This window comes from Kitasatospora sp. NPDC058965 (assembly GCF_042741245.1).
GTDB lineage: Bacteria > Actinomycetota > Actinomycetes > Streptomycetales > Streptomycetaceae > Kitasatospora.
The window spans coordinates 1-17,809 of sequence record NZ_JBHYKG010000010.1; the positions used below are offsets into that span (position 1 = coordinate 1).

Consider the following 17,809-nt stretch of genomic DNA (forward strand, 5'->3'; position numbering starts at 1 on the left):
TGCGCACCGCCACCGCCCCGGGCGCGGGCCTGGGGCTGACGCCGTTGGCGTGACGGTCCTGGCGGGACGGGACCGGGCCGAGCGCGCCCGGCCCGGCCGGACCCCGGTCCCGGTGGCTTTCTCGTCCTGTGCTCGGACGAGGGGGCGGGGTGCGCCGTGATGGTCTGGAGTCCGGCCGGGGATCCCGGTCCATGTCCCAATCACCGCACTGCCGGGAGGCATCGTGATCCGCGCCCTGACCGGGTTCTCCACCAGGAACCCCTGGAGAGTCATCATCGCCTGGCTACTGCTGGGGATGTCCCTGGCCGTCCTGGGGCAGGCGCTGATGTTCCGGGTGACCCAGACCGGCACGGGCGACTTCCTGCCCAGGAGCTACGACTCGGCCGCTGCCATGAAGATCGCTCAGGACCAGTTCGGTGCGAGGGCCGACGCCAACCCGGTGACGGTGCTGGTCGCCAGGGCGGACGGCAGGCCGCTGAGCGCCGACGACCAGCGGCAGATCGACGCGCAGGCGCAGGAGCTGGGCCGGCGGGAGGTCACCATGCCGAAGCCGGCCGACCAGGTCCCGCTGCAACGGGACTACTCGCAGGTCCCGCAGGTCGCCACCGCCACGGTGGCACCGGACCGGAGCTTCGAGCTGCTCGCCGCCAACCTGACCGGGAACTCCGCGGATCCGGGCTTCCAGAGCACCTTCCGGGTCTTCCGGGACTCCGCCAGGGCCACGTTCGCCGCCGCGGGCCTGCGGACCGGCTTCACCGGCCCGGTGGCCGACCAGGTCGACTCCAGCGACGCCTCGAAGACCCTGACGGTGATCGCCTCCGGCTGCATGCTCGGGCTGATCGTGCTGCTCCACGTGCTGGTCTTCCGCAGCCTGATGGCGGCCCTGGTGCCGCTGATCTCGGTGGTTGTGATCGGCGGCGCGGCGAGTGGCGCGGTGGTGCTCGGCGCACTGCTCACCGGAATCCGGCTCAGCGAATCCGTACCGAGCCTGATCAGCGTGGTGCTGCTCGGGATCGGCATCGACTACTTCCTCTTCCTGATGTTCCGCTTCCGCGAACAGCTTCGGGCCGACCCGCGGCAGCACCACCGCGTCACGGCCGCCGAGGTCAGCGCCCGGGTGGGCACCGCGGTCACCTCGGCCGCGCTGACCATCGTCGCCGCCTTCGCGACCCTCGGACTGGCCAGCTTCGGACAGTTCCGGGTCCTCGGTCCGGCCGTCGCGATCTCGGTCCTGGTCATGCTGCTGGCCAGCCTCACCTTCATGCCGGCCGTGCTGGCGGCCGCCGGCCGCAAGCTCTACTGGCCCTCGCGGTCGCTCGACCGCGAGCCGCGTGAGGGTACGGCCGCCCGCTTCGGCACCCTGGTGGCCCGCCGCCCGCTGGTGCCGGCCCTGGCCGGTGTCGCCCTGCTGGGCACGCTCGCCACCGGACTGGTCGGCATCAGGATGGACTACGGCCAGGGTGACGGCGGGCCGCGCACCGCCGCTCGGACCACCGCCGCCGAGATCTCCCGCGCCCTGCCGGCCGGTGTGTCGGACCCGACCAGCGTCTATCTGACGGCCCCGGACGGTGGCCGGCTCACCACCGGCGCGCTCGGTACCCTCGGCGGCCTGGCCCACGAGCTGACCCAGGTTCGGGGCGTGGGCCAGGTGGCCGAGCCGGTGCTGAGCCGGAGCGGACAGGCGGCCCGGATCGACCTCTTCCTGACCGCCGACTCGCAGTCCCCGCAAGCCCGTGAGCTGGTCTCCGGCCCGCTGCGCGCGGCGGTGGCCAAGGCGACACCGGCCGGGCTGGTGGCCCACGTTGGAGGCACCCCGGCGATTCTCGCCGACGTCTCCGCCGCCGTCGACCACGACCTGGAACTCGTCTTCCCGGTGGCGGCCGTGCTGATCGCGCTGATCCTGTTCATGCTGCTGCGCAGCCTGCTGGCACCGGTGATCCTGATGGTCTCGGTCGGCCTCGGCTTCGCGGCCACCCTCGGCTCCGCCGCCCTGCTCTTCCAGCACGCGATGCACCGGCCGGGCGTCGACTTCACCCTGCCGCTGGTGCTGTTCCTCTTCGTGGTCGCCCTCGGCACCGACTACAACATCCTGATCAGCGACCGGATCCGGGAGGAGATGGAGCAGCCCGTGCCGGCCCGGACCGCGGTGGCCCGCGCCGTGCGGCACACCGCGCCGGCCATCGCGACGGCGGGCGTGGTGCTGGCCGGCTCCTTCGGCACCCTCGCGGTCACCCCGTCGTCGTCGACCCAGCAGGTCGGCTTCGCGATGGCGCTGGGCATCCTGCTCTCCGCCTTCCTGCTCTCGATCGTGCTGGTGCCCTCGCTGGCGGCGCTGCTCGGCCGGAGCCTCTGGTGGCCCCTCCGCTCGGGCCGACCGGCAGCCCGCACCGCGGCACGGGAGCAGGCCCCGCACCGCCAGTACGCCGAGCACCCGGCCCACGGCGCGGACCCCGACCCCTACTGGATCACCACCGCCGACCGCTGACGCCCCGGGGCGCCGCACGGCCCCGCTCCTGACGGACGATCAGGAGCAGGGCCGTGCACGGCTCGTGAGCGACCGGCAGCGCGTCATGGCCCAACGGGGCATGGCCCCGCATGGCCGGGCCGGCCGCCTGTGGAGGACGGGGGGCCCGCCCGGCCGAAGGCTGGGGGAGGGAGGCGCGCTCTGTGACTGCGAGGACCTGCTGGCGTCGGCCGGTCAGTCCGGCGGACCGGGCCGGCAGCACCAGGCTTTCCGCGGCGCGCGGGACGGTGGATGCCCGCAGTGGCGGATCCTCGGCGACGGTAGCCGGCCGAGCACCGACCGAACGGCGTTGCGGGGCGCCCGGCGGAGTGCGCACCAGCCGGGCTGAGCAGCCGTCCGGCGGCCTCCTGGCCAGTCAACTGGCGGCGCTGGCAGGGCGGTTCCTGGGGCGGTCGACCTGGTGGCCGTCGAGGAAGAGGTCGACCCGCTCGTTGTAGAAGGCGATCAGTCCGGCGATGGGCAGCAGGGCGGCGGTGGGGAAGTCGTAGCACCAGGCGAGGTCGGGGTGGAGCCGCTCCCCGATCCGGGCACTCCAGTAGCCGCTGGTCGTTCCCTTGTACGGACACGCGGTGACGGTGTCGGTGGGGATCAGCCGCTGGAAGTCGACATCGGTGCGGTTGAGGTAGTAGCGGGTCGGCAGGCCGGTCTCGAAGACCATGACCGGCGACGAGGACTCGGCCAGCAGCACGCCGTCGCGCTCGATGCGGACCCGGCGGGTCGAGCGCACTGCGTCGACTCGCACGTACGGGCTGCGCGGATGGACGAAGACCTGCTCGTCCTCCTCGAACCAGGCGTCGAGGGCGCCCCACTCGAAGCATGCCGTTGCGCTGAGCCCGGCGATCGGTGACTCCCGCAACACGGTGGCGGCGCCCGGCCGCTCGATGTCGCCGACCCGCAACCCGTGCCGTTGGACCCTGCCCCGGGGCCCGTCCTGCGGGTCGCTCCCGTCCGCCACCAGCAGATCGCTGCGGATGTCGTCCAGCGGAATGTAGTACCGCGGGTAGTAGGGCACCTCCCACACGTAGCGGGCTCGCGTCGTGTCCAGCACGGTCTCTCCGGCCAACACGGCACGGATCCGCCGTGGCACCGGCTCGACATGGTTGACCTGCACGTTCACTGCCGGATAGCCGGGACGTTCCGAGTACTCGCTCACTGCACGCTCCCTCGCTGGGACACCCGACGCCACCTGTCCAGCGTAGGGCGCCGGAGCCGGCGTCGGGCTCGGAAGGTCATCGCTGCAGGTGGCAGCGGCAGGGCGATCTCGGTGGGCACCATGTCCGCGTGATCCTCCCGCTGCTGCACGAGGTGGCCCGCCCGTTGCTGTCCGTCCCCGGAGTGCTGCTGCGCCGCGACACCGCGAAGGATGCCGCGCTGCTCGTGGCTCCGGCAGGCGAACGCGGTGCTGCGCCGCCGACTCGCCGGCCCGGTGCGCTGCAGGACCGCTCGCCGGGCGGCCGACTCAGGAGTCAGACCGGGCGTGTAGAACTGAGCAGGTGAGCCATGGCAGACAGAGCCTCGGGGGCTACGCGGTAGTAGACCCAGGTCGCCCGGCGCTCGGAGGTGAGCAGCCCGGCCTCGCGCAGCTTCTTGAGGTGGTGGCTGACGGTGGGCTGGGAGACGCCGACGTCCTGGATGTCGCAGACGCAGGCCTCACCTGCCGGGTGGGAGGCGACACGGGAGAACAGGCGCAGGCGGACCGGGTCGGACAGGGCCTTGAACATCGCGGCCATGGCCTCGGCGTCCGGCTCGGACAGCGCGGCTGTGGTGACTGGCGGACAGCAGGGTATGCCGGAGGCGGTCGTGCTCTGCTGGAGGTCAGGCATGGGTCTCTCTTGGCCGGGGGCTACGTGTGAAGGTGGCCGTACGGCTCAGGTCGGCGGCGCGGGGCGGCCCATCACGGCATCGGCCGCGCTCGGGAAGCAGGCCACGCAGGCGACGTTGACCGTGTAGTGCGCGGAGGTGCCCTGCCGTTCGCGGAAGACGAAGCGCACGTCGGCGAGGATCTTCAGGTGGTGGGAGACCGTGGACTGGCCGACCTTGGTGTGCTCGACGATCTCGCCCACGGTCATGGGCCCGCCGGCGACGGCCAGTAGGTTGAGGATCTGCACCCGGGTGGGGTCGGACAGCGCTTTGAACCAGGTCGCGTAGGTCTCTGCCGCGTCCCGGTCGATCAGATGGGCGTTCATCACACCGTTCATGGTTCATCGACCATAGTCGATGACTGCTCCCGTCAGCGAGGTGGGCAGGGATCATCGCGAGGCGGGTGCCGGTCGCGGGGGTCGACCGGGCACCCGCCTCGCGGGTTCACAGGAGGGCTTGTGCGATCGCGCCGAGGATCATGCTGCCGATCATGCCGAAGCCCAGGTAGAGAGCGAAGACCTTGTTGTTCACCACGCTGCGCACCGCGACCATGGCGGGGACGGTGGTGATCGAGCCGGCCAGCAGGAAGCTGACCGCCGCGCCCTGGGCCATGCCCTTGGCGAGCAGGCCGCCGACGATCGGAATGGCGCCGACGCCGTTCAGGTAGAGCGGGATGCTGATGAGGACCGCCAGCGGGATGGCCAGCAGCCACCCCTTGCCGCCCAGCAGGTCGGTGACGATGCTGTTCGGCACGTAGACCCGGATGACGCCCTCGAAGACGCAGGCGAAGACCAGCCACTTCCCGAGGGCGAAGGTGTCCCGGACCAGGTTGCGCCCGGTGATCCGCCAGTTCCGCTTGGACTTCAGGCTGGCCTTGGCCTGGGGCCACCAGGGGGCGCCGTCGTCGTCCTCGTCGGCCTGTGCGCTGTCGCAGGCCGTGGCGCAGCCGCCCGCCTCCTCACCGGCCGACTCGGCCGGGGCGTCGAGCAGCAGCACGCCGGTGCCGCCCGCCGAACTGCCGGCCGCGACCGCAGCGGTCGCGGCCGGGGCGGCCTGCTGCTTGTCGCCGACGCGCTCGACGGTGGTGGTCTCGGGGCGCAGGACGTCCTTGAAGTGCCCGCGCTTCTCCATGATGAGGATCATGATGCCGGCGCTCAGCGCCAGGACGAGGGCGCCGAGGAGGCGGGCGAAGGCCAGCGGCAGGCCGATCTGCTTGGCGGTGAGGGCGAAGATCGGCGGGTCCATGGCGGGCGAGGCGATCCAGAAGGACATCACCGCGGAGAGCGGCACGCCGGTGCGCAGCAGCTTGCGGATCAGGGGGATCACGGTGAAGGAGCAGAACGGGCTGAAGGCGCCGAGGCAGGTGGTGAACAGGACGCCCAGGAGGCCGTGCTTCTTGAACGAGCGCCGAGCCACGATGTCGAGGTAGAGCAGGTCGACCGTTGCGCCGATGAACAGGGCGAGGAAGAAGAACACTCCCAGGTCGAGCAGGTTCTCCCAGGCTATGTGGAGCACCTGGAGGACGTCGTGCATGGTTGCCATCCTTTGACGAGGGCTGGGCTGTGGTCCTGCTCGCGGCGGTGACGGGGCCGGTACGGCCTCGTGGGCCGGGCCGGTGGGCCGCGACCGGGCAACCGCGCGCGGCATGGCAGATCGATGAGGACGGCCAGTCCGTCGGCTCTGATCATCGATGTTATTCGATGAATGCTTCTCGGTCGAGAGGGGCGTCCGACGGTGCTCCGTTGCGAGGCCGGTCGGACCTGGTGGTTTGGGGTCACTCTGGGAAGGCTGCTCCTGTTTGCGTGAATGGACACCGTCATGCGGAAAAGTCCGTTTTGGACGGCCCGGGGTGTTGCTGGACGGGCGACTGCGGATCAGCCAACAGCATTGGGAAACTCGAAAGTTGATGAAGGTTTCGGCGCGCTCGCACCGCTGGGCACCTCAGTGTCGGCCGGCGCACCTCGTCCCGGCAGGCTGCTCTGGCATCAGTGGGGCGACGTCGTCGGCGCCGTCAATCGGTTCTATCCGAGTAGATCGAATTTTCATCTTCGATTGCGCCCTGACCAGCCTTCATCGATCTATTGACATATATCGCTGAACTCTGCCATCGTTCCGGCCGTCGGTCGACATCGCCGTCACCGCAGAGCCGGACCGGCGCTCGTCAAGACCGGTCGCCATCCACTACGACGATCCGGGGGGACGTATGTCCAGACCGCGCGTGCTCGTGGCCTCCGCCTTCGAAGCAGAGCTGCAACCTCTGACCTCCGCCTGCGCTGCCGCCGCCATGCGCGCCCAGGACGCCGACGTGGTCGGCTGGGACGCGCACCGCTTTCCCGAGGCGATTCCTGAGGGACCGTTCGACCTCGTGCTCGTCTCGGTGCAGCAGTTCGAGGGCGTGGAGCGCGGCATCGAACTGGCCCGCCGAGTGGCCACCGCCTACGAGGCCACGGTGGTCGCCTTCGGCCAGTACGCCCAGATGAACCACCGTGAGTTCCTCAAGGTGGTCGACGGCATCGCGATGGACGAGCCCGAGCTGATCAGCCCGGAGCTGGCGGAGCTGGCCCGCGGCGCGCGCGAGGTCACCGCCGTCCCGGCCGTGATGACCGGTCAGGGCATGCAGCCCAAGCCGCCGCGCCGCCGCATCGCCGTCACGGCGCCGGCCCGCGACCTGTTCCCCTCGCTGGTGCACTACGACGCCCACCACTCGCCGTTCGGCCTGATGGGCAACGTCGAGGTCTCCCGCGGCTGCCACCACAAGTGCACCTACTGCTCGGTGTACGGCGCCTACGACGGCGGCGTGTCGGCCTACGAGGCGGACACCGTGCTGGCCGACTGCCTGCAGCTGGCCGAGGAGGGCGTGCGTCACTTCTGCTTCATCGACGCCGAGTTCTTCAACTCCCGCACCATCGGTGTCGGCGTCATCGAGCGCCTGGTCGAGGAGATCGGCCCGATCACCTTCGAGTTCACCACCCGCGTGGACCACATCCTCGACTACACCGCCGAGCTGGAGAAGCTGGTCTCGCTCGGCCTCAAGCGGGTGACCTCCGCGCTGGAATTCCCCTCCAACCGGATCCTGCGGATCTTCGACAAGCACATCGACGTCGACCACATGAAGGCCTGCATCGCCGAGGCCGAGCGGATCGGGTTCGAGCTGTACCCGACGTTCATCCCCTTCACCCCGTGGATCGAGTACGAGGAACTGCTCGGCTTCGAGGACTTCCTGATCGAGACCGGTCTGGCCCGGGTCACCGACCCGACCGCGCTGCAGACCCGACTGCTGCTCTTCAAGGGCTCCCCGCTGCTGTCCTCGCCGTGGATGGAGGACATCGCCACCGTCGACCGCGGCTTCTACGTCGAGTGGAAGCACCCGGACCAGCGGGTCGAGGACCTGTGGCTGGAGCGCCGCGCGGACGCCGAGGACGTCGGCAAGATCCGCTGCTGCGTCAAGTGCTGACCCGCGCACCGAGAACCGCGAGAACCACGAGAACCGAAGGACACTGACATGGGTGGATCCCCGCGCGTGGTCGTCACCACCGGGCAGGCGCTGCCGGACCTGGACTGGCAGGGCGAGCTCGCCAACCTCACCGACTCGTTCCCCTACCTCGGCCCGACCTGGCTGGCCGCCGGCGAGCAGGTGCTGCCGGAGCTGAAGCCCTGGCACACCGTCGCCACCCGGGCCCGCGGCGAACTCGCCCTGCTGCCCGGCTACATCATGACCGAGCCGCCGGTGGTCGACCACGAGCCGCGCACCTACCTGGGCTGGCAGGCGCCCTCCGGCGAGGAGGTCTGCTGCGGGGCCGAGACGAACTCCGCGATCAGCGCCGAGGTCGACGCGCTGGGCGCCGAGCCGTTCTTCCCCGCCCTGCTGCTCGGTTCGCCGCTGGGCTACCGCACCGAGGTGGCGTACAACTTCTGGACGCCCTCGCTGATGGCCCAGATCGTCGACAAGCTGGTCCCGGCCGCGTTCGAGGCCGGCATCCGCTGCATCGTCGCCCCGTGGATCTCCGCGCGCAGCGGCAACGACGCGCTGGTCGAGGCGTTCAACGCCAAGGGCGGCCACAGCACCTTCTGGGGCTACGAGGACTTCATGCGCCTGGACGCCGCCAACTGGGAGTCTCACCTGGCCTCGCTGCCGTTGAAGAAGCGTCAGCGGATCAACGCCGACGTCCGCAAGGCGGCCGCCGCCGGGGTGACCATCGAGCGCGTGGACGGCGAGGCGATCCGCCCGTACGTCGACCGGATCGCCGAACTGACCTGCCTGAACCGGGAGAAGAACGGCGCGGGGGAGGAGCCGGCCCACATCGCCGGTGTGCTCACCGCGCTGCTGGACGCCGGTACCGACGTGCGCGCCTACCTCGGCAGCAAGGACGGCGCCGTGGTCGCGACCTGCGTGGTGATCCGCAAGCACCACCGCCTCTTCCCCAAGTGGGCCGGCTTCGACTACGCCGCGATCGGTGAGCGCAGCGGGATCTACTTCGCGATGGTGCTCGACGCCCCGGTCCGGGACGCCTACGCCGAGGGACTGCGCACCGTGGAGTTCGGTGCCGGTGCCCACCAGGCCAAGGCCCTGCGCGGCTGCACCCCCCGCCCTGTCAGCACCGCCATGATCCTGGCCGACCCGGCCCTGCGCCCGCAGGCGAAGCAGTGGCTGGACGCCTTCGGGGCCAGCCGCCGGATCGCCTTCGGCGACACCACGGTCCCCGCCCCCGCAGGCCTCACCCTGCTGTCGGACAACGGCGGCGGCGCCTGCTGTTCGACCGGCTGACCGAACCGACGACCTGTCAGAAGGACCCCACGTGATCACCTTCATACCCCTGACCGGCTTCCTCGGTGCCGGCAAGACCACCACGATGACCGCCACCGCCCTCGCGCTGCAGGCGCAGGGCCGCAAGGTCGCCGTCATCACCAACGACCAGGGCGTCGAGCTGGTCGACACCAAGCTCGTGCGCAGCAAGCTCGACGCTGTCGCCGAGGTCACCGGCGGCTGCTTCTGCTGCAAGTTCGAGGACCTCGTCGAGGCGATCGTCGCCCTGGTCGGCTCCGACGACGTCGACACCGTCATCGCCGAGGCCGTGGGCAGCTGCACCGACCTGCAGGCCACCGTGGTCCGCCCGCTGCGCCAGTACTACGGCGAGCAGATGGTGGTCGCCCCGCTGACCACCGTGGTCGACCCGCTGCGCTTCATCGCCTTCGACCGGGCCGCCCAGCGCGGCGAGCCGGAGTCGGACCTGTCCTACCTGTTCCGCCAGCAGCTCACCGAGGCCGACGTCATCGCGGTCAACAAGCTCGACACCGTCAAGGCCGACCGCGCCGAGGAGATCCTCACCCGGCTGCGGACCGAGTACCCGAACGCCACCGTCGTCGGCTACTCGGCTACCGGTGGCGACCACCTGCCCGAGCTGCTCACGGCCTGGGGCGGACCGTCCGGCAACCAGGCGGTCGAGCTCGACATCGACTACGACCGCTACGCCGCGGCCGAGGCCCAGCTCGCCTGGATGAACCAGGAGTTGGACCTGTCCGCCGCCGGTGAGAGCTTCGACGCCACCGCCTGGGCGAGCAGCGTGCTGCAGCACCTGTCCGACTGGGCCCGGAGCACCGACGCGCTGATCGGCCACGCCAAGCTCACCGTCGAGACCGGCGGCGAGGAGTTCGCCAAGCTCAGCGTCACCGGCGCGGGCGAGGCCCCGGTCCTGGACCGCGCGGCCGGCGCCACCGCCACCGCGGCCCGTGCGGTGGTCAACGCCCGCGTCGCCTGCGAGCCCGACGAGCTGGACCGCGCCGTCCAGCAGGCCGTCACCGCAGCCGATGAGGCGCACGGCGTCTCGTCCTCGGCGACCACCCCGGTCTCGTTCAAGCCCGGCTACCCCCGCCCGATCCACCGCCTCGCCGCCGCCGGCGCCTGACCGAGAGGACCAGTCCCATGACGGACACCACCACCGCGGGACAGCTGCAGGAGGAGGTCCGGGCCTACTACGCGGCCAAGGCCGCCGAGGCGGAGGCCGGTGGCGCCTGCTGCTCGCCCGACCCGAACACCTTCGGACCGGCCGCCTACGCCGAGATCGGCCCCGGCACCGCGCCCGACGCGGCGCTGCTCGCCAGCCTCGGCTGCGGCAACCCCACCGCGGTCGCCGAGCTGCGCGAGGGCGAGACCGTGCTCGACCTCGGCTCGGGCGCCGGCCTGGACCTCATCCTGTCGGCCCGCCGGGTCGGGGAGGACGGCCTGGTCTACGGCCTGGACTTCCTGGAGGAGATGCTCGCCGTCGCGCGCCGCAACATCGAGGACGCGGAGATCGGCAACATCGTCCTGCTCAAGGGCGCCATCGAGCAGATCCCGCTGCCCGCGCAGACCGTGGACGTGATCATCTCCAACTGCGTGATCAACCTGTCCCTCGACAAGCCGGCCGTCTTCGCCGAGATGTCCCGCGTGCTGGCCCCCGGTGGCCGCCTGGGCATCAGCGACGTGGTCGCTGAGGACCGGCTCAGCCCGGCCGAGCGCGCCGAGCGCGGCGGCCACAGCGAGTGCATCGCGGGCGCCCTGTCGGTCTCGGAGTACAAGGAGCTGCTGGAGGCCGTCGGGCTGAAGGACGCGGAGGTGGTCTTCACCCAGGAGGCCGCCGACGGTCTGCACGCCGCGATCATCCGGGCTCGCAAGCCGCTCGGCGAGGGCATCGAGCCCGCCGCCTGTGAGCCGGGCGGCAGCTGCTGCTGAGCAGCCCCCGCGCCTCCGCCTCCGCCGCCACGACTCCATCGTGACGGCGGAGGCGGCCCATCGAACAGGAGATACCGCCATGTCTCTTACCGCCGTACTCGTCTTCCTGCTCACCGCGGCACTCGCCGCGGTCAACGGCAGCAACGACGTCCCCAAGGGCGTCGCCACGCTGGCCGGAGCAGGCGTCACCAGATACAGAACCGCGATCATCTGGGGCACCGTCACCACCCTTGCGGGCTGCGTCTGCTCGCTCGCCCTCGCGTCCAAGATGACCAAGCTCTTCTCCGGCGGCATCGTCACCGCCAAGCCCACCGACGCCTTCGCGGTCGCCGTGCTCGTCGGCGCCGCCAGTTGGGTGGCCGTGGCCACCGTGCTGCGGCTGCCGGTCTCGACCACCCACGCGCTGATCGGCGGCCTGGTCGGCGCCGGCCTGCTGCTGTCGTCCAACGGCGTCGCGTGGAACGCCATCCCGGAGAAGCTGATCAACCCCCTGCTCACCAGCGTCGCCGTGGCCTACGGGATCTCATTGGTGCTGGCCCTCGTCTTCGGCCGGCTCGGCCGCGCCGCGCAGGCGCCGACCGGTGCCGCCGGTGCACCGCCGGCAGGCGGCACCGGCGGGGTCTCCGTCCTGGAGGCCACCGAGGCCCCGGCCGCCGTCGAGGCCAAGGCACCGAGCCAGCTCCTGACCGCGGCGCACTGGCTCACCAGCGGAGCCACCGGCTTCGCCCGCGGCCTGAACGACACACCCAAGATGGTCGCGATCGGCGCCTTCGCCCTCGTCCCCGCGGGGATGAAGACCTGGCAGATCATGATCCTGGTCGCGGTCGCGATGGCCGTCGGCTCGGTCACCGGCGGCATGCGGGTGGCCGAGCGACTGGGCGAGGGCGTGGTCAAGATGAACCACAAGGAAGGATTCCTGGCCAACCTGACCACCGCCACGCTGGTCGGCCTCGGCGCCGGCTACGGCCTGCCGATGTCCACCACCCACGTCTCCACCGGTGCGATCGCCGGCTCCGCCGGCTTCGGACTGGGCCGGATCAGCGGCAAGACGCTGCGTCACTTCCTGATCGCCTGGCTGGTCACTCCGCCCTTCGCCGGAGTCGTGGCAGCTCTGGTGTTCACCGTGGCCCGCTAACCTGCGCCGAATGACCGACAACACCCTCGATCGGGCAACGGCGGAAACCTACGCCAGCTGGTTCCACGCAGTCTCCGACCCCAACCGCGTCCTGATCGTCCACTTCCTGTCCCAGCAGGAAGCCCCCGTGCCCGTGGGAACGATCGTGGAACACCTGGGGATCGGACAGTCCACCGTCTCGCACCACCTGAAGATCCTGCACCAGGTGCGGTTCGTCACCCGACGGCGCCAGGGCACCAACATCCTGTACGCCGTCAACCGGGGCTGCGGGATCGGCCTGCCCACGGCCGCCGACGTCGTCCTCGGGCGGCTGCCGGTGCCGGGACGGACGAGCGGACCAACCGAGCACACCCGATCCGACGGGTTCTCCCCGGTGGGCTGACCAGCAGTCCCACCAGGGGGAGTCGGTCGCCTGACACCCCGTCGGGTGCGGGGCCCAGCAGCCCCGCACCCGGCCCGACCAGAAGGACACTCCCTCGTGCCCACCCAGGACCACACCGACCACCCCGTGCTGCTCCTGGTGGGCAGCGGCGACCGGCGCTACCGCGAGTACATCCTGGCCGCGATCGCCCCCGCGTTCCGCCTGTGGCTGGTCGACTCGGTCGAACCGACCTGGCAGCTGCCGTACGTCATCGGCACCACCCGGGTCGACACCCGTGACCCGCAGGCCCTCATCGAGGCGGCCACGCCCCTGGTCGCCCAGCTCGCGCCCGCGGGGGTCTTCACCTACGACGAGTCGCTCGTCCACTCCACCGCCCAGCTCGCCCAGGCACTCGGCCTCCCCGGCAGCCCGCCGGAGGCCGTGCTGGCCTGCCGCGACAAGGCCGCCACCCGAGCCGTCCTCGCCCGGGCAGGAGTTCCGGGGCCCGCCTCGCACCCGGTCGCCACCGCCGAGCAGGCCCTGTCCGCGGCCGAGCAGATCGGCTACCCCGTCATCGTCAAGGCCCGGGGCCTGGCCGGCAGCCTCGGTGTCGTCCTCGCCGACGACGCCTCCGCCGTGGCCGCCGCCTTCGAGGCCGCCAGCGGCGCCAACTGGCCCGGCGTGCCGCGCTACGAGGCCGATGTCCTGGTCGAGGAGTACCTCACCGGACCGGAGATCAGCGTGGACGCCGTGATCTCCAACGGCGAGTGCACGCCCCTGGTCGTCGCCCGCAAGGAGACCGGCCTGGCGCCGTTCTTCGAGGAGACCGGCCACACCGTCGACGCCGCCGACCCGCTGCTCACCGACCCGGAGCTGCTCGACCAGCTCGACCGCATCCACCGGGCCATCGGCTACGGGCACGGCGCCACCCACACCGAGTTCAAGCTCACCCCGAACGGCCCGCGCCTGGTCGAGATCAACGCCCGGCTCGGTGGCGACTTCATCCCCTACCTGGGCGCCCTCGCCACCGGCTGCGACCCCGCCGTCGCCGCCGCCCAGGTGGCTGCGGGACAGACCCCCGACACCCGGGCCCGCCACCACCGGCACGCCGCGGTCCGCTTCCTCTACCCGGCCGCCGACTGCGAGGCCATCGAGGCGGTCGTCCACGAGGACCGGCTCGGCCCCAGCATCCACAAGGCCGTTGCCACCGCGGGCCCGGGCACCCGCCTGGCCCTGCCGCCCCGCGGCTACATGTCCCGCTACGGCTACGTCATCGCCACCGGCACCGACGCCGTCCGGATCGCCGTCGACCTCGCCGAGCCCGAGCGGCTGGTCGAACTGCACGCCAAGCCCCTCGCTGACTGACCGTCATCCACCAGCCCGGAGGACACCATGGCTCCCGCCCCGATACGGCCCTCACTGCACTGGACCGACGGCGCCGTCACAGCCGTCGACCAGCGCGCCCTGCCGCACCGGTACGAGGAGCTGCGGCTCTGTTCGGTGGACGAGGTGATCGAGGCCATCACCTCGCTCGCGGTGCGCGGCGCGCCCGCGATCGGCCTGGCCGGTGCACTCGGCGTCGCGCTCTCCGCGCACCAGCACGAGTCCGAGGAGGCGGTCCGCGCCGACGCCGAACGGCTGGCCGGGGCCCGGCCCACCGCCGTCAACCTGGCCTGGGCGGTGGAGCGCGCGCTGACCCGCCTGGGCGACGGCCCGGCGGCGGTGCTCGCCGAGGCCCGGGCCATGCTGGCGGAGGACATCGCGGTCAACGAGGCGATGGTGGCGCGAGCCGCCGGGCTGGTGGCGCAGCTGTGCCCGGGCAGGCCGCTGCGGGTGCTGACCCACTGCAACACCGGTCGGCTGGCCACCGCCGCTGTCGGCACCGCGCTCGGCACCATCCTGCAACTCGCCGACCGGGGAGGGATCGAGGAGGTCCTGGTCGGCGAGACCCGGCCACTGCTGCAAGGCGCCCGACTCACCGCATGGGAGCTCGGCGAGGCCGGGGTGCCCTACCGGCTCTGCACCGACTCGACCGGCCCCGCCGCGATGGCGCGCGGCATGGTCGACTGCGTCCTCGTCGGCGCCGACCGGATCGCCGCCAACGGCGACACCGCCAACAAGATCGGCACCTACTCCCTCGCGGTCGCCGCCGCCCGCCACGGAATCCCGTTCATCGTCGTCGCGCCGGAGTCGAGTTGGGACCCGTCGTTGGCGGACGGCAGCGGCATCGTGATCGAGGAACGCGAGGCCGCCGAGGTCGCCGGGCCGGCCGCACCGCCCGGCGCGGCAGCCTACAACCCGGCCTTCGACGTCACCCCCGCCGAGCTGATCACCGCCATCGTCACCGAGCGCCGCACCGTGCGGCCGGGGGCGGGACCCGGCCTCGGTGATGAACTGGCCCGCGAGTGCAAGGCCTTGTACCAACGAGGCTGGATGCCGGGAACGGCCGGAAACCTCTCCGTCCGGCTGCCCGGTACCGAGGACACCGCACTGATCACTCCCAGCGGCCGGGACAAGCACAGCCTCGCTGCGCCGGACATGATCGAGATCTCCGCCACCGGTGGGACTCCGCTGCGCTCCGGGGCCGCCCGGCCGTCGGCCGAGACCGCCATCCACGCCGCCGTCTACCGCCACACCGACGCTGCGGCCGTCATCCACGTGCACTCCCCGTACGCCACCGCCATCGCCTCGCGCGGACCCGCCGACGGCGAAGTGGGCGCTGTCGCACTCGCCGGCTTCGAGTTGCTCAAGGGCCTGGGCCTGAGCGACCCCGCGACGGCCGAGGTGCCGCTCTTCCCCAACTGGCCCGACGTCTCACGCATCGCCTCCGAGGTGAGCGACTACCTCGCAGGCGAGAAGGCCCTCGCACCAGGGCTGTTGATCGCCCAGCACGGCATCACGGTCTGGGGGAGTGACCTCGCCCAGGCCAGGAACCGGCTGGAGTGCTTCGAGGCGATGTGCCAACTCCTGCTGCTCACCGGCGCCGACCTGATCCCCGCGTTCTGAGAGGTCCGAGAAGATGACACTCCTGCAGATCATGCCCGAGGACGACTCCGCCACGGTGCTGCTCCGCACCCGCGACGAGGCCGTCATCACCGAGCGGCTCAAGTCCCACGGCGTGGCGTTCCAGCGCTGGCCGCTCGCCGCAGCGGTGAGCGCCGACACCACCTCGGAGGAGTTGCTGGAGAGCTACCGCGCCCAGGTCGACGAGCTGTGTGCCCTCCAGGGCCTGCGCCTGGTGGACATCGCCCGCCTGCACCAGGAGGACAGCGACGCCTGGCGCGAGAAGGCGGCCGCGGCCCGCGCCACGTTCCTCGACGAGCACCGCCACGGCGAGGACGAGGTCCGCTTCTTCGCCCACGGCACCGGCTGCTTCTACCTGCACCTCGACGGACAGGTGCTCGCCGTGGTCTGCGAAGCGGGCGACCTGCTCTCGGTACCGGCCGGGACCCGGCACTGGTTCGACATGGGCCCGCGCCCGGAGTTCGCCGCGATCCGGTTCTTCGAGAAGGAGGACGGCTGGGTCGGCGACTTCACGGGCGAGCCGATCGCGCAGGGCTTCCCGCGCCTGGACGCCCTCCTCGCCGGGGACGGCCGGTGATCACTGTCGCCCGCACCGTGCAGGCCGTGGTGCTCGACATCGAGGGCACCACCGGCTCGCTCTCGCACGTCCACGACGTCTTGTTCCCCTACGCCCGCACCCGTCTCGCGGCCTGGCTGACCGAGCATCAGCACACGGTGGCAGGAGGCGAACTGCTGGCTGCCGTGCGGGACCACGCAGCCGACCGGGAACTCTCCCTCGAAGCCGCGACCGAGCTGCTGGCGGGCTGGTCCGACCGCGACGTGAAGGCCGCACCGCTCAAGACCCTGCAGGCGCTCATCTGGGCCGAGGGTTACCGGACGGGCGAGCTGGCCGGGCACGTCTACCCGGACGTCCCCGTCGCGCTCGCGCACTGGAAGGCCGCCGGCATCGCCCGCCACATCTACTCCTCCGGCGCGGTCGCCGCACAGCGCGACTGGTTCGGCCACACGGCCTTCGGGGACCTGACCCCCCTGCTGAGCGGCTACTTCGACCTCACCACCGCCGGCGGCAAGCGCGATGCCGCCTCCTACGCGTCCATCGCCGCAGCCATCGGCTCCGACCCCGCAGGCATCCTCTTCGCCAGCGACGTCACCGAGGAACTGGACGCCGCCGCACAGGCCGGCTGGCAGACCGTCACCGTCCGCCGCGCCGACGACCCCCGAGGCTGCGCCGTGACCGGGCACGCCTGCATCACCTCGCTGGACGAGCTGGACCTCACCGAACGGCCCGCACCGGCTGCGACCCGAAACGGAGCACCATGACCGGCACCATCGAGCCCGCCGCCGACCTCGCGGTCATCGGCGGCAGCGGCTTCTACCAACTCCTGGAGGACACCGAGCACGTCCGCCTGGCCACGCCGTACGGCGACCCGTCGGACGCCATCGCCATCGGCACCGTGGCCGGCCGCCGGGTTGCCTTCCTGCCGCGCCACGGCCGCCACCACCAACTGCCGCCGCACCGCATCAACTACCGCGCCAACCTCTGGGCACTGCGCTCGCTGGGGGTCCGTCAGATCCTGGCTCCCTGTGCGGTGGGCTCCCTGCGCCGCGAGCTCGGGCCCGGCAGCATCGTCGTTCCCGACCAGGTGGTGGACCGCACCAGCGGTCGGGTCCAGACGTTCTACGACGAAGGCGCGGTGCACGTCTCCTTCGCCGACCCGTACTGCGCTCCCGGCCGGGCCGCCGTGCTGAAGGCCGCAGCGGCGGCGGGCACCGAGGCCCACGACGGCGCGACCATGGTGGTCGTCGAGGGACCGCGGTTCTCCAGCCGGGCCGAGTCGCAGTGGTTCGCCGCCGCCGGCTGGTCCCTGGTCAACATGACCGGCCACCCCGAGGCGGTGCTGGCCCGCGAACTCGCGCTCTGCTACACGGCGGTGGCGCTGGTGACCGACTACGACGCGGGCATCGACGCCCAGGACAGCGTCGGCCAGGAGGAGGTCTTCCGGGTCTTCGCGGAGAACACCGGGCGGCTCAAGTCGGTCATCCTCAGGACGGTCGAGCTGCTGCCGCAGAGCCGGACCTGTCAGTGCGCCGAAGCTCTCCACGGTCTGGAACTGCCCTTCCAGCTCCCCTGATGCGTCCGGGGCCGCTGCACCGGGCGTGTGCAGCGGCCCCGGACAGCACCGTTGTCGGTCAGCC

At 71.7% G+C, this 17,809-nt stretch carries 17 protein-coding genes; 13 read left to right on the forward strand and 4 right to left on the reverse strand.

Features of this window, described 5'->3' with window-relative positions; translation table 11 throughout:
- Positions 1-223: 223 nt before the first annotated feature.
- Positions 224-2,485, forward strand: a complete 2,262-nt coding sequence (locus tag ACFW1A_RS03295) for an MMPL family transporter (protein ID WP_380403268.1) — start codon at positions 224-226, stop codon at positions 2,483-2,485.
- Positions 2,486-2,879: 394 nt separating this feature from the next.
- Here the strand turns inward: ACFW1A_RS03295 and ACFW1A_RS03300 are convergent, their stop codons facing one another.
- Positions 2,880-3,677, reverse strand: a complete 798-nt coding sequence (locus ACFW1A_RS03300) for a DUF427 domain-containing protein (protein WP_380403271.1) — start codon at positions 3,675-3,677, stop codon at positions 2,880-2,882.
- Positions 3,678-3,805: 128 nt separating this feature from the next.
- Here ACFW1A_RS03300 and ACFW1A_RS03305 point away from each other — a divergent pair, with 128 nt between their 5' ends.
- The gene (locus tag ACFW1A_RS03305; protein ID WP_380403274.1) at positions 3,806-4,021 is read left to right on the forward strand and encodes a hypothetical protein; all 216 of its coding nucleotides are present in this window, start codon (positions 3,806-3,808) and stop codon (positions 4,019-4,021) included.
- On the opposite strand, the gene ACFW1A_RS03310 is transcribed toward ACFW1A_RS03305, so the two are convergent.
- From ACFW1A_RS03310 to ACFW1A_RS03320, 3 genes are all read right to left on the reverse strand, one after another.
- Positions 3,991-4,347 (reverse strand): ArsR/SmtB family transcription factor, encoded by a 357-nt coding sequence (locus ACFW1A_RS03310; protein ID WP_380403277.1) that lies wholly within the window; start codon positions 4,345-4,347, stop codon positions 3,991-3,993. The genes ACFW1A_RS03305 and ACFW1A_RS03310 overlap by 31 nt on opposite strands.
- A gap of 45 nt (positions 4,348-4,392) precedes the next feature.
- Positions 4,393-4,710 (reverse strand): ArsR/SmtB family transcription factor, encoded by a 318-nt coding sequence (locus ACFW1A_RS03315; RefSeq protein WP_380403280.1) that lies wholly within the window; start codon positions 4,708-4,710, stop codon positions 4,393-4,395.
- A gap of 118 nt (positions 4,711-4,828) precedes the next feature.
- Positions 4,829-5,917 carry a permease gene (locus ACFW1A_RS03320; protein ID WP_380403283.1) on the reverse strand — a complete coding sequence of 363 codons (1,089 nt, stop codon included), beginning with the start codon at positions 5,915-5,917 and terminating at the stop codon, positions 4,829-4,831.
- A 670-nt stretch (positions 5,918-6,587) separates the two neighbouring features.
- Here ACFW1A_RS03320 and ACFW1A_RS03325 point away from each other — a divergent pair.
- The 11 genes from ACFW1A_RS03325 to ACFW1A_RS03375 all read left to right on the forward strand — a co-directional run bounded on the left by ACFW1A_RS03325 (position 6,588) and on the right by ACFW1A_RS03375 (position 17,745).
- The gene (locus tag ACFW1A_RS03325; RefSeq protein WP_380403286.1) at positions 6,588-7,838 is read left to right on the forward strand and encodes an RCCLKC-tail radical SAM protein; all 1,251 of its coding nucleotides are present in this window, start codon (positions 6,588-6,590) and stop codon (positions 7,836-7,838) included.
- A 48-nt stretch (positions 7,839-7,886) separates the two neighbouring features.
- On the forward strand, positions 7,887-9,149 hold the full coding sequence (locus ACFW1A_RS03330; protein WP_380403289.1) for a GNAT family N-acetyltransferase: 1,263 nt from the start codon (positions 7,887-7,889) through the stop codon (positions 9,147-9,149).
- 31 nt (positions 9,150-9,180) lie between these two features.
- The gene (locus ACFW1A_RS03335; RefSeq protein ID WP_380403292.1) at positions 9,181-10,287 is read left to right on the forward strand and encodes a GTP-binding protein; all 1,107 of its coding nucleotides are present in this window, start codon (positions 9,181-9,183) and stop codon (positions 10,285-10,287) included.
- Between the two features lie 17 nt (positions 10,288-10,304).
- The gene (locus ACFW1A_RS03340; RefSeq protein ID WP_380403295.1) at positions 10,305-11,093 is read left to right on the forward strand and encodes a methyltransferase domain-containing protein; all 789 of its coding nucleotides are present in this window, start codon (positions 10,305-10,307) and stop codon (positions 11,091-11,093) included.
- Positions 11,094-11,172: 79 nt separating this feature from the next.
- The gene (locus ACFW1A_RS03345) at positions 11,173-12,228 is read left to right on the forward strand and encodes an anion permease (RefSeq protein ID WP_380403298.1); all 1,056 of its coding nucleotides are present in this window, start codon (positions 11,173-11,175) and stop codon (positions 12,226-12,228) included.
- Between the two features lie 10 nt (positions 12,229-12,238).
- Complete coding sequence (locus tag ACFW1A_RS03350; protein ID WP_380403300.1) at positions 12,239-12,610, forward strand: ArsR/SmtB family transcription factor; 372 nt, start codon at positions 12,239-12,241, stop codon at positions 12,608-12,610.
- A 96-nt stretch (positions 12,611-12,706) separates the two neighbouring features.
- The gene (locus ACFW1A_RS03355; protein ID WP_380403302.1) at positions 12,707-13,954 is read left to right on the forward strand and encodes an ATP-grasp domain-containing protein; all 1,248 of its coding nucleotides are present in this window, start codon (positions 12,707-12,709) and stop codon (positions 13,952-13,954) included.
- Between the two features lie 27 nt (positions 13,955-13,981).
- Positions 13,982-15,595 carry an S-methyl-5-thioribose-1-phosphate isomerase gene (gene mtnA, locus ACFW1A_RS03360; protein ID WP_380403305.1) on the forward strand — a complete coding sequence of 538 codons (1,614 nt, stop codon included), beginning with the start codon at positions 13,982-13,984 and terminating at the stop codon, positions 15,593-15,595.
- A 13-nt stretch (positions 15,596-15,608) separates the two neighbouring features.
- Complete coding sequence (locus ACFW1A_RS03365) at positions 15,609-16,190, forward strand: acireductone dioxygenase (protein WP_380403308.1); 582 nt, start codon at positions 15,609-15,611, stop codon at positions 16,188-16,190.
- Positions 16,187-16,933: an acireductone synthase gene (mtnC, locus tag ACFW1A_RS03370; protein WP_380403311.1), complete on the forward strand. Its 747-nt coding sequence runs from the start codon at positions 16,187-16,189 to the stop codon at positions 16,931-16,933. Before ACFW1A_RS03365 ends, mtnC begins: the two co-directional genes overlap by 4 nt.
- Entirely contained in the window at positions 16,930-17,745 is an 816-nt protein-coding gene (locus tag ACFW1A_RS03375) for an S-methyl-5'-thioadenosine phosphorylase (RefSeq protein WP_380403314.1), read from the forward strand. Before mtnC ends, ACFW1A_RS03375 begins: the two co-directional genes overlap by 4 nt.
- The last annotated feature ends 64 nt before the right edge of the window (positions 17,746-17,809 follow it).

Coding starts and splice junctions, on each gene's coding strand:
- ACFW1A_RS03310 (WP_380403277.1), bottom strand. CDS start 4,347: ATGCCTGACCTCCAGCAGAGCACGACCGCCTCCGGCATACCCTGCTGT.
- ACFW1A_RS03315 (WP_380403280.1), bottom strand. CDS start 4,710: ATGAACGCCCATCTGATCGACCGGGACGCGGCAGAGACCTACGCGACC.
- ACFW1A_RS03320 (WP_380403283.1), bottom strand. CDS start 5,917: ATGCACGACGTCCTCCAGGTGCTCCACATAGCCTGGGAGAACCTGCTC.
- ACFW1A_RS03325 (WP_380403286.1), top strand. CDS start 6,588: ATGTCCAGACCGCGCGTGCTCGTGGCCTCCGCCTTCGAAGCAGAGCTG.
- ACFW1A_RS03330 (WP_380403289.1), top strand. CDS start 7,887: ATGGGTGGATCCCCGCGCGTGGTCGTCACCACCGGGCAGGCGCTGCCG.
- ACFW1A_RS03340 (WP_380403295.1), top strand. CDS start 10,305: ATGACGGACACCACCACCGCGGGACAGCTGCAGGAGGAGGTCCGGGCC.
- ACFW1A_RS03345 (WP_380403298.1), top strand. CDS start 11,173: ATGTCTCTTACCGCCGTACTCGTCTTCCTGCTCACCGCGGCACTCGCC.
- ACFW1A_RS03350 (WP_380403300.1), top strand. CDS start 12,239: ATGACCGACAACACCCTCGATCGGGCAACGGCGGAAACCTACGCCAGC.
- mtnA (WP_380403305.1), top strand. CDS start 13,982: ATGGCTCCCGCCCCGATACGGCCCTCACTGCACTGGACCGACGGCGCC.
- ACFW1A_RS03365 (WP_380403308.1), top strand. CDS start 15,609: ATGACACTCCTGCAGATCATGCCCGAGGACGACTCCGCCACGGTGCTG.
- ACFW1A_RS03375 (WP_380403314.1), top strand. CDS start 16,930: ATGACCGGCACCATCGAGCCCGCCGCCGACCTCGCGGTCATCGGCGGC.